Origin of the sequence: Streptomyces sp. CC53 (assembly GCF_001865245.1) — a bacterium.
Classification (GTDB): Bacteria; Actinomycetota; Actinomycetes; order Streptomycetales; family Streptomycetaceae; genus Streptomyces.
This window is the reverse complement of the sequence record NZ_MKXB01000029.1, coordinates 1-10,165: the sequence shown is the minus strand read 5'-3', so window position 1 is coordinate 10,165 and position 10,165 is coordinate 1. Positions and strand designations below refer to the sequence as shown.

The following is a 10,165-nucleotide window of genomic DNA, read 5'->3' as shown; positions in this document are numbered from 1 at the left end:
CGGCAGCAGACGTCACGGCGGACGCAGGCGCGCGGGTGCAGGATCGAGTGCCACGGGCGCACTGGAGCCCCGGCCGCGCAGGGCAGCGGAAGCCCCGCGGGCACGGTCGGCCGGCACGCCCGGCGCGGAACCCTCCGGGGGCTCCGCGCGTCCCATCGCCGCCCCGCGGACCGCTTCCCGTTGACGGCGGGCCCCACGGAATCCTACGGTCATCCATAGGATTCCATGAGCAGCAGGAGCATGCCATGACCAAGGGCGGCGTCGCCGGATCGGCGAACGAGCGAACCAACAAGATCGCCGACAGCCTGGAGTACCTCTCCGGCTTCGGCAACGAGCACCAGTCGGAGGCCGTCCCCGGCGCCCTCCCGCAGGGCCGCAACTCCCCGCAGCGCGCCCCCCTGGGGCTGTACGCGGAGCAGCTCAGCGGCAGTGCCTTCACCGAGCCCCGGGCCGGCAACCGCCGGTCGTGGCTGTACCGGATCCGCCCCTCGGCGGCGCACCCGCCGTTCACCCGCGCCGACAACGGCGCCCTGCGCTCGGGCCCCTTCACCGAGACGGTCCCCGACCCCAACCGGCTGCGCTGGAACCCGCTGCCGGACCCGGCGCCCGGCACCGACTGGCTCGCCGGCCTGTGGACCCTCGGCGGCAACGGCGACGCGGCCCAGCGCACCGGCATGGCCGTGCACCTCTACCACGCGAACACCTCCATGGAGCGGGTGTTCAGCGACGCCGACGGCGAGCTGCTGATCGTCCCCGAGCGGGGCGGGCTGCTGCTGCGCACCGAGCTCGGCCTGCTCACCGCCCGCCCCGGTGACGTGGCGCTCGTCCCCCGCGGCGTCCGCTTCCGTGTCGAGCTGCTGGACGGGACCGCCCGCGGGTACGTGTGCGAGAACTACGGGCAGCCCTTCCAGCTCCCCGACCTCGGCCCCATCGGTGCGAACGGGCTCGCCAACCCGCGCGACTTCCGCGCGCCCGTCGCCGCGTACGAGGACGTCGAGGGGCCCGTCGAGGTCGTCAGCAAGTACTGCGGGAACCTGTGGCGGGCCACGTACGGGCACTCCCCGCTCGACGTCGTCGCCTGGCACGGGACGCACGTGCCGTACGTGTACGACCTGCGCACGTTCAACGTCATCGGCACCATCAGCTACGACCACCCGGACCCGTCCATCTTCACGGTCCTGACCTCCCCGACCGACACCCCGGGCCTCGCGAACGTCGACTTCGTGGTGTTCGCCCCGCGCTGGCTGGTCGGCGAGGACACCTTCCGCCCGCCCTACTTCCACCGCAACGTGATGAGCGAGTACATGGGCCTCATCGAGGGCGCGTACGACGCGAAGGCGGAGGGCTTCGTGCCCGGCGGGGGCTCGCTGCACACCATGATGTCCGCGCACGGCCCCGACCGGGAGACCTTCGACAAGGCCAGCGCCGCCGAGCTGGCGCCGCAGAAGGTCGACGACGGCCTGGCCTTCATGTTCGAGACCCGCTGGCCGGTGACGGCGACGGCCCAGGCCGCGAACGCCGACCACCTTCAGCGGGGGTACGACGACGTGTGGCAGGGTCTGGAGCGCCACTTCCGCTCATAGCACCGCGTCAGCGCAGTACGGAGATGCCGTGTCCGCCTTCGCCCCCGACTCGCTGGTCCTGAACCGCAAGCTGCCGCTCTGGTACCAGGTGTCCCAGTCCCTGCGCGCCTCGATACTGGGGCGCTCACCGGACGCCTCCCTGCGCCTGCCCACGGAGGAGCAGCTCGCGGCCCACTACGGGGTGAGCGTGCTGACCATGCGGCAGGCCCTCAAGGAGCTGGAGGAGGAGGGCCTGATCAGCAGGCACCGGCGGCGCGGCACCTTCATCGAACCGGGGGCGCGCCGCAGCGCCCCCCGGCGGCTGCTGGGCTCGATCGACGCGATCGTGGCCCAGCAGTCGGGCGAGCGGACGACGATCCTCGGGCACGGCACCGTCCGGGTGGCCGGCGACCTCGCCGAGCACTTCCCGGACGCCTCCGAGGTCGTCGCGTACCGGCGGCTGCGCCGCGACGCGGACACGGGCGAGCCGACGAACTGGGCGGAGAACGCCGTGCGGCCCGAGCTGGCGGCCGCCATCGACCTGGCCGACCTGGAGCGCTGGCCCATGACGAAGGTGCTGCGGGACACGGTCGGGGTGCGCATCAGCCGCATCACGGACACCGTGGAGGCCAGGCTCGCGGACCCGGAGACCGCGGAACTGCTCCAGGTGCCGCTGCTGTCGCCGATCCTGCACTACACGGGTGTGACCTACGACGAGGACGGCCGCGTCGCGGACGTGGCCAGGATCCGCTACCGGGGCGACCGCTTCTCGTTCACGGTGACGGTCGAGGCGGACTGAGCGCGGTCACTACCATGCGGCCCGTGACCGATGAGACGCCGCTGCTGGACGACCTGATGCCCTGGTCCGTGGCGCCGCTGCGGCTGGGGCGCGACTGGGTGGCCGCCCCCGACGCCCGCACGCTGCGCACCCGCTGGGACACGCTCGTCGCGGCCGGGGGCGCGCGGCGGGAGGAGCTGTTCCGCCCGACCCGCTCCAGGGGCCAGCACAGTGCCGTGGCGGCGCTGCCGGGGCAGCGGACCGGCACGGTGCGGTTCACACGGGAGGCGGGGCCCTGCCCGGAGCCGGTGCGGGTGGCGTACGGGCCGTTCGACGAGCAGTGGCTGCTGCCGGACCACCGCCTCATCGACGCCGCACGCCCCGAGCTGTGGCGGGTCGCGGACGCCCACCAGCTGTTCGCCGTCGAGCAGGGCCGCGTGCCGCTGCCGCAGGACCGGGCGGAGGCGGCGGGCCCCGCCCTGCTGGTGACGGCCGCGCTGCCGGACGGCCGCCCCGCGGCGGGCCGGCCCGGCCGGATCCGCCCCCTGTACCGCCGCCCCGGCGGCCACGAGCCGAACGTCACGCCGGGCCTGCCGGAGCTGCTGGCGGCGCGGTACGGGATGCCGGTGTCGGCCGCGGACCTGCTGGCGTGGGCGGTGGCGGCCGCGCGGCCCTCGCCCGCCGGATGCGCGGTACCGCTGCCCGCCGACCCCCAGGTGTGGGCCGCGGGCGTGGCACTGGGCCGGCGGCTCACGGACGTGCAGCTGCGGGGCGCGCGGGGCGGGGAGCGGCCGCGGCTGCCCGGAGGGCGGCGCCCCTACGTGCGGGCCGCGCTCCCACCGCACCCGGACAGCCTCGCGTACGACGCCGAGGGGGAGGCCCTGCTGGTGGGCGGCACCGGACGGGTCGCGCCGGTGCCGGTGGAGGCGTGGGACTTCCACGTGTCGGGGGTCCGCGTGCTGCCGCTCTGGTTCGAGCGGCGCACGGCACCGGCGGAGCCCGGCACGCTGGAGGCGATCCGCCCACCGGTGTGGCCCCCGGAGTGGACGTCGGAACTGCTGGAGCTGGTCACGGTCCTGGCGCTGCTGGGCGGGATGGCCGCCGAGCGGGCGGCGCTGCTCGCCGACCGTGAGCAGCCGCGCCTCGGCCGGGCGGACCTGCGGGCCGCCGGGTTGTGGCCGCCGCCCGCCGCCGCCCGCAGACCGGCATCCGTCCTGGAGCTCCCCGAGGAGGGGCCGGAGGGCCAGTGCGCGCTGCTGTAGGCGTCACACCGGCAGCCGGCGGACGCGTCCCGGCCCCCCACCGGTGTCGACGGGCTTCCCGCGCCCCCGGTTCGGCACCCGGTCACCGGGCCGGCCCGTCGAGGCCGGTCCCTGCCACGGGCCGTACCGACGGCCGCCGGGATCGGTCTAGGCTGAGCCGACGCAAGGTCACGACGGAGAGCGGAGGTGGACGGTGCACGTCACCGGACCGTCCTCCGGCCGCGTCCTGGCCCGACTCCTGCCGGCGCTGCTCTGCGCGCTCTGCGCGTTCCTCGTGCCGCCCGCGAGCGCCCCGGCCGGCCCGCCGGCCGCCGTCGCCGCCCCCACCGCGGAGCCCGGCTCCCCCACGGCTGGTGCGGCATCCGGGGAACTGCCCGCCGCCGGACAGCCCGTACCGCCGGCGGCGGCGCCCACGCGCACCGATGCGGACCCCGCCGCGGGGTCCGGCCCGCGCGTGACCGGTGCGGAGGCCGTGGAACTGCCCGCCGCCGTCGAGCAGTCCGTGCGGCTGCCCGCACCGCCGCCCGCGGCGCCGCAGGCCGTCCGGGGCGCGGACCAGGCCCCCGGACGCGGGCCCGTCGAGGGGGACCCGCGCCGCGAGCGGGCGCCGCCCGGCCTCCCGTACGACCCCACCGCCCCGCGGGGCCCACCCTCCACCCGGCACAGCTGACGCCGTTCCACCGCGCCGCCGCCCGGGCCGTCGGCCTGCCCGCCGCCCGGCCGGGGCCGTGTCGACGGGATCACGCGGGGCTCACGCCGTCCCCCGGCCACCGCCGGGACCGGCGCAAGCCGCTCCGCCGCGTCCCGCGAGCACGGTCACGCGCGCGTACCCAGCTCGCCCCGCACGGTCCGCCGCCCCGCGTCGCGGCCGTGCACCGCCCGTGGAGATCCCATGCCGTCATCCCCGTCGTCCGCCGCCGTGCTCCGGCGCGCACTCCTCGCCCTCGTCGTCGTCGGACTCGCCCTCTGGACCGCCCTCACCACTGCCCCCCGCCTCGGTCTCGACCTGCGCGGCGGCACCCGGATCGTGCTGGAGACCCGGGACGCCCCCGGGGTCCGCGCCGACGCCGAGGCCACCGACCGGGCCCTCGAAGTGCTCCGGAAGCGGGTCGACGGGCTCGGCGTCGCCGAGCCGACGCTCGCCCGCTCCGGCGAGAACCGGATCGTCGTCGAGCTGCCCGGCCTGCGCGACCCGCGCGAGGCCGCCGAGGTCATCGGCCGCACCGCCCAGCTCACCATCCACGCCGTCACCGGCGCGGCCGACGGCCCGGCGACACCGTCCGCCGCCGACGGCACGCTGGTCCTCGCCGACCCCGACGCTGCCCCGGGCTCCGCCGGCTTCCTCGCCCTCGCCGCCCCCGCGCTCACCGGTGACGGCGTCGAAAGCGCCGACGCCGTCCTCGACACCACGGGCGGACGCGGCTGGACCGTCGACCTCGCCTTCCGCGACGGCGCCGCCGCCGACTGGGCCCGCCTCACCGGAGAGGCCGCCTGCGCCCCGCCCGGCGACCCCGCCCGCCGGGTCGCGATCGTCCTCGACGGACGGATCGTCTCCGCCCCCGCCATGCAGACCGGGGTCGCCTGCGGCAGCGGCATCGTCGGCGGCGCCACCCAGATCACCGGCGGCTTCTCCGCCCAGGAGGCCCGCGACCTCGCCGCCCTCGTCGAGGGCGGCGCACTGCCCGTCCCCGTCACCACGATCGAGCAGAGCACCGTCGGCCCGACCCTCGGTGCGGAGGCCATCCGCGCCAGCGCCCTCGCCGCCGTCATCGGCCTCGCCTGCACCGGCCTCTTCGTCATCGCCGTCTACCGGCTGCTCGGCCTCCTCGCCACGGTCGCCCTGCTCCTCTACGGACTGGTCTCGTACGCGGCCGTCGTCGCCCTCGGCGCCACCCTCACCCTCCCCGGCCTCGCCGGATTCGTCCTCGCGGTCGGCATCGCCGTCGACGCCAACGTCCTCGTCTTCGAACGGGCCAGGGAGGAGTACGCGTCCCTCGGCCGCTCCGCCGCCGCCCGCGACCCGCGGCGGCCGCTCGCCGCCGCCTTCGGCAAGGCGTGGAGCGCCGTCGCCGACTCCAACATCACCACGCTCCTCGCCGCCGGGCTCCTCTTCGCCTTCGCCACCGGCCCCGTGAAGGGCTTCGGCGTGACCCTCGCCATCGGGGTCCTCGCCTCGATGGTCACCGCCATGGTCATCACCCGGCTGCTCGCCGACGCGGCCCTGTCGCTGCCCGCCGTCCGCCGAAGGCCCCGGCTGACCGGCATGGCGGGCCTCGGCCGGCTCCGCACCCGGCTGGCCCGGAAGGCCCCCCGGCTGATGGTCCACCGGCGCCGCTGGTTCACCGTCAGCGCCGCGCTCCTCCTCGTGGCCCTCGCCGGGATCGGGGTGCGGGGGGTGGAACTGGGCGTCGAGTTCACCGGCGGCCGGGACGTCCAGTACACGGCCACCCGCCCGGTGGACGCGGACGCGGCCCGCGCGGCGGTCGCCGAGGCGGGCTTCCCCGACGCCGTCGTCCAGACCACGGGCGACGGCGGCCGGGACGTCACCGTCCGCGTGGGGGAGACCGGCGACGCGGCGCAGGCCCGCATCACCGAGGCCCTCACCGAGACCGCCGGCCCCGTCACCGTCGAACGGGACGACCTGATCGGCCCGAGTCTCGGCGGGGAACTGCGCACCCACGCGCTCATCGCGCTCGGGCTCGCCGTCGCCGCGCAGCTCGCGTACCTCTCCGTCCGCTTCCGCTGGACGTACGCGCTGGCGGCCGTCGCCGCGATGGCCCAGGACGTCCTGCTCGTCGTCGGTCTCTTCGCCTGGCTGGGCAAGCCGGTGGACAGCGTGTTCCTCGCCGCGCTGCTGACCGTCGTGGGCTACTCGGTCAACGACTCGGTCGTCGTCCTCGACCGCCTGCGCGAGCTGCGCCGCAAGGGCGGCCGGCTGCCGCTCGCGGAGCTCGCCGACCGCGCGGTGGCCCAGACCCTGCCCCGTACGGTCAACACCGGCGTGGGCGCCCTCTTCGTCCTGGCCGCTCTCGCCGTCCTCGGCGGGGACACCCTGACGGACTTCTCCGTGGCGCTCCTCGCCGGTGTCGTCCTGGGCATGGCCTCCACCGTCTTCACCGCCCTCCCGCTGACGGTCGCCCTGGAGACCCGCGCCCCGGCCCCGCCCCGCCCCACCCGGGCCAGGGCCGCCGACCCCGCGGGCGCGGTCGTCTGACGGGCCCCACGTCGCCGCCGGCCCCGCGCCCCGGGGCCGGTGAGCGCCCGGCCGGCGGACGCGCAGGCGAGCCCCCGGGCCCGCACCGGTCCGGGACTCACGGGCCCGTTCGCGGCCCGGCGCGTCCTGGACGGGGCGGGCGGGTCGGTCCGCCCCGTGCGGACCGCAGCACCGGAGCAGCTCCGCCCCGCAGCGGGTCGCTCGCGGGGCCGCAGGATGCGGCGCATCGCCCCCGCCGGGACCGCGCTCGGCACCCGTGTCCGCAGCGAGGTCTGCGAGGCGGCAGGGGCCGGGTGGTGACAAGGGGGTCCGGCACACGGTAGGTACGGCTGTCATGAGCATCCTTCCGCAACCCCCCGCGAGCCCGCCCCTCCCCCTCGACGGCGTCACCGTGGTCGCCGTGGAGCAGGCCGTGTCCGCGCCGTTCGCCACCCGGCAGCTCGCCGACCTGGGCGCCCGCGTGATCAAGGTGGAGCGCCCGGACGGCGGCGACTTCGCCCGCGGGTACGACACGGCGGCGCGCGGTCTCGCCTCGCACTTCGTGTGGTGCAACCGCGGCAAGGAGTCGCTGGCAGTCGATCTGAAGGACCCGCGCGGCCACGCGCTCGTACGGCGGCTGGTCGCCGGCGCGGACGTCTTCGTACAGAACCTGGCGCAGGGCGCCGCCGCCCGTCTCGGGCTCGACGCGGCGACGCTGTGCGCGGCGCACCCCCGCCTGATCGCCGTCGACATATCCGGCTACGGCACGGAGGGCCCCTACGCGCACAAGCGGGCCTACGACATGCTCGTGCAGTGCGAGGCCGGCCTGGTGTCCGTGACGGGGACACCGGAGCAGCCGGTGAAGGCGGGCGTCCCGGCGGCCGACATCGCGGCGGCGATGTACGCGTTCTCAGGGGTGCTGGCCGCTCTGCTGCGCCGCTCGACGACGGGCCTCGGCGGGCCGGTGGAGGTGTCCATGCTGGACTCGCTGGCCGAGTGGATGGGCCACCCCCTGCACCACGGGATGCACGGGGGCGAGGCCCCGCCCCGCACCGGTGTGGCGCACGCCGTCATCGCGCCGTACGACGCGTACGGGACGGCGGACGGCGGGCAGGTGCTGCTGTCGGTGCAGAACGACCGCGAGTGGCGGCGGCTGGCGGAACAGGTGCTGGAGCGACCGGAGCTGGGGGACGACCCGGACTTCGCGACGAACCGGGCGCGGGTCGCGCACCGGGAGCGGACCGACGCGGTGGTGGCTCAGGCGCTGGCGCGCCTGGGGACGGCCGAGGCCGTCGGGCGGCTGGAGGCCGCCGGCCTCGCGTGTGCCCGCCTCAACTCGGTGGCGGACGTGGCCGCGCACCCGCAGTTGGCGGCGCGGGACCGGTGGCGCGAGGTCCCGTCACCGGTGGGCCCGTTGCGTGCCCTGCTGCCCCCGGTGACCTTCCCCGGCGGTCCCGGGGCCCGTATGGGCGCGGTGCCGGGGCTCGGGGAGCACACGGACGCGTTGCTCGGCGAGCTGGGCGTGCCCGAGCGGGAGCGCGAGGCGCTGCGCCGGGACGGCGTGGTCGCCTGAGTCCGGCGGGCGGTCGGGGGTGGCCGCGGGTCGTCGTGCCGGAACGGAAGCGGTGGTGCCGGGCCGTGGGGGACGGGGACCTGAGCGGGTGGCGGTACCGGGGACTGCGGGGCCGGGAAGGAGGGGACGGGGCGGCGGAGGGGAGGCCGGAGGGGCGATGAGCGGTGGGGTCGCCCCCGGGGTCCTCGGAGCGCGGGACCCGGGGGGTGGGGTGCGTCGTGGGCGCGCCCCCGGACCGGCCTTCCCCGGTGCCGTCAGCCGTGGCTGCCGAACAGCGAACGGCGGAGGCGGCGCAGCGGCGCGAAGAGCGACACGCGGACGCTCTTGCCCCGGTGGTCGCGGACGACGTCACGGTTGGTCAGTTCACGCATGAGGGACGTGGCCTCCGCAGCGTCGCGCTGCGGGATGGCGGGCCCCCCGAGGACCGCGAGGTGGCGGTCCAACCGTGAACTGGTCGCGCTGCTTTTGCAGGTGATCGCAGGCACACGTGGCCTGCTGCGCATCGTTATCTGTTCCATGTCACTCCCCACCCGTACAAGGGCACCCGGCCCGGGCCACGTTAAGCCTATCGTCCCCGCATCGCAGCCAGGTATCCCGGTGTCGGGATTCACCACACCCGTACGAGGGTTGACAGTTACTCTCCGAATATGTCTGATTCCAGGGTGAGTTGGACACTCTCCTCGTAGCCGGATCGTGGGCGGCGGCGAAGCGAAGGGGGACGCTCGGTGAGCGAAGGACGGCGCAGCGAACGGCTGGTGACGGGGCGATACCGACTGCTCGGTCCGCTCGGCGAGGGCGGGATGGGCGTGGTGTGGCGCGCCCGGGACGAGGTACTGGGACGCGAGGTCGCGGTGAAGGAGGTGCGGGCCCCGGCGGGGCTCGGCGCGGAGGACGTGCGGCGGCTGTACGCCCGGCTGGAGCGGGAGGCGTGGGCGACGGCGCGGATCGCCCACCGCAACGTGGTGACAGTGCACGACGTGGCCGCGGAGGACGGCCGCCCCTGGATCGTGATGGAGCTGGTGCGGGGACTCACCCTCGCCGAGGTGCTGCAGGCGGAGGGGCCGCTGCCGCCGCGCCGGGCCGCCCGGATCGGGGCGGAGGTGCTGGCCGCGCTGCGGGCCGCGCACGAGGCGGGTGTGCTGCACCGGGACGTCAAGCCCGGCAACGTGATGCTGGGCAACGACGGCCGGGTCGTGCTGACGGACTTCGGCATAGCCCTGGTGGAGGGCTCCCCGCAGCTCACGGTGACGGGCGAACTCGTGGGGTCGCCCGAGTACCTGGCGCCGGAGCGGGCGATGGGGCGGGCCTCGGGCCCGGCGTCGGACCTGTGGTCGCTGGGGGTGCTGCTGTACGCGGCGGTGGAGGGCGGGACGCCGTTCCGGCGGGACACGGTGCTCGGCACGCTGCGGGCGGTGGTGGACGACCCGGTGCCGCCGCCGCGGAGTGCGGGGCCGCTCGCGGAGGTCGTCGAGGGGCTGCTGCGCAAGGACCCGGAGGAGCGGCTGACGGCCGGGGCCGCGGCCCGGCTCCTGGAGGCGGCGGGCAGCGCCGCGCATCCGGCTCCCACTCCCCCGGGCGGCACCCGGCCCACCCTCCCGTACGTCCGCGGGCCCGCACCCGACGGCCTTCCGGCCGGCGCGGGCGCCCCCTGCGGGCCGGACGACGGGCCCGGCGGCGGCATGCACGGCGGCGCGGACGGCGGCGGTACGGGCGGGTGGGCCGAGCGCGGCGGTGCGGACGGCGAGGCCGGCACGGGCGGCGCCGGCACGCGCGACGGCATCGGCGGGGCCCGCGCCC

At 76.8% G+C, this 10,165-nt stretch carries 8 protein-coding genes; 7 read left to right on the top strand and 1 reads right to left on the bottom strand.

Translation table 11 applies throughout. The annotated features are described in order from the left end of the window. The first annotated feature begins 245 nt into the window (after positions 1–245). From hmgA to BJP40_RS02505, 6 genes are all read left to right on the top strand, one after another. On the top strand, positions 246–1,583 hold the full coding sequence (gene hmgA, locus BJP40_RS02530) for a homogentisate 1,2-dioxygenase (RefSeq protein ID WP_071265683.1): 1,338 nt from the start codon (positions 246–248) through the stop codon (positions 1,581–1,583). A 28-nt stretch (positions 1,584–1,611) separates the two neighbouring features. After that, positions 1,612–2,361: a GntR family transcriptional regulator gene (locus BJP40_RS02525; RefSeq protein WP_071278256.1), complete on the top strand. Its 750-nt coding sequence runs from the start codon at positions 1,612–1,614 to the stop codon at positions 2,359–2,361. A 14-nt stretch (positions 2,362–2,375) separates the two neighbouring features. Then, a complete protein-coding gene (locus tag BJP40_RS02520) occupies positions 2,376–3,602 on the top strand; it encodes a type ISP restriction/modification enzyme (RefSeq protein ID WP_071278255.1) in 1,227 nt (408 codons plus the stop codon). Between the two features lie 193 nt (positions 3,603–3,795). Then, positions 3,796–4,272: a hypothetical protein gene (locus BJP40_RS02515; RefSeq protein WP_071278254.1), complete on the top strand. Its 477-nt coding sequence runs from the start codon at positions 3,796–3,798 to the stop codon at positions 4,270–4,272. Between the two features lie 222 nt (positions 4,273–4,494). After that, complete coding sequence (gene secD / locus BJP40_RS02510; protein WP_071278253.1) at positions 4,495–6,816, top strand: protein translocase subunit SecD; 2,322 nt, start codon at positions 4,495–4,497, stop codon at positions 6,814–6,816. Positions 6,817–7,150: 334 nt separating this feature from the next. Then, positions 7,151–8,368: a CaiB/BaiF CoA-transferase family protein gene (locus BJP40_RS02505; protein WP_071278252.1), complete on the top strand. Its 1,218-nt coding sequence runs from the start codon at positions 7,151–7,153 to the stop codon at positions 8,366–8,368. Positions 8,369–8,622: 254 nt separating this feature from the next. Here the strand turns inward: BJP40_RS02505 and BJP40_RS02500 are convergent, their stop codons facing one another. Next, a complete protein-coding gene (locus BJP40_RS02500; protein ID WP_079170856.1) occupies positions 8,623–8,886 on the bottom strand; it encodes a hypothetical protein in 264 nt (87 codons plus the stop codon). A gap of 207 nt (positions 8,887–9,093) precedes the next feature. On the opposite strand from BJP40_RS02500, the gene BJP40_RS02495 reads away from it, so the two are divergent. Continuing rightward, positions 9,094–10,165 (top strand): serine/threonine-protein kinase (locus tag BJP40_RS02495; protein WP_256220602.1); only part of this gene is annotated, 1,072 nt, incomplete at its 3' end.

What these genes read in the sequence shown, in the direction of transcription:
- hmgA (WP_071265683.1), top strand. Translation starts at nt 246, where the DNA reads ATGACCAAGGGCGGCGTCGCCGGATCGGCGAACGAGCGAACCAACAAG.
- BJP40_RS02520 (WP_071278255.1), top strand. Translation starts at nt 2,376, where the DNA reads ATGCGGCCCGTGACCGATGAGACGCCGCTGCTGGACGACCTGATGCCC.
- secD (WP_071278253.1), top strand. Translation starts at nt 4,495, where the DNA reads ATGCCGTCATCCCCGTCGTCCGCCGCCGTGCTCCGGCGCGCACTCCTC.
- BJP40_RS02505 (WP_071278252.1), top strand. Translation starts at nt 7,151, where the DNA reads ATGAGCATCCTTCCGCAACCCCCCGCGAGCCCGCCCCTCCCCCTCGAC.
- BJP40_RS02500 (WP_079170856.1), bottom strand. Translation starts at nt 8,886, where the DNA reads ATGGAACAGATAACGATGCGCAGCAGGCCACGTGTGCCTGCGATCACC.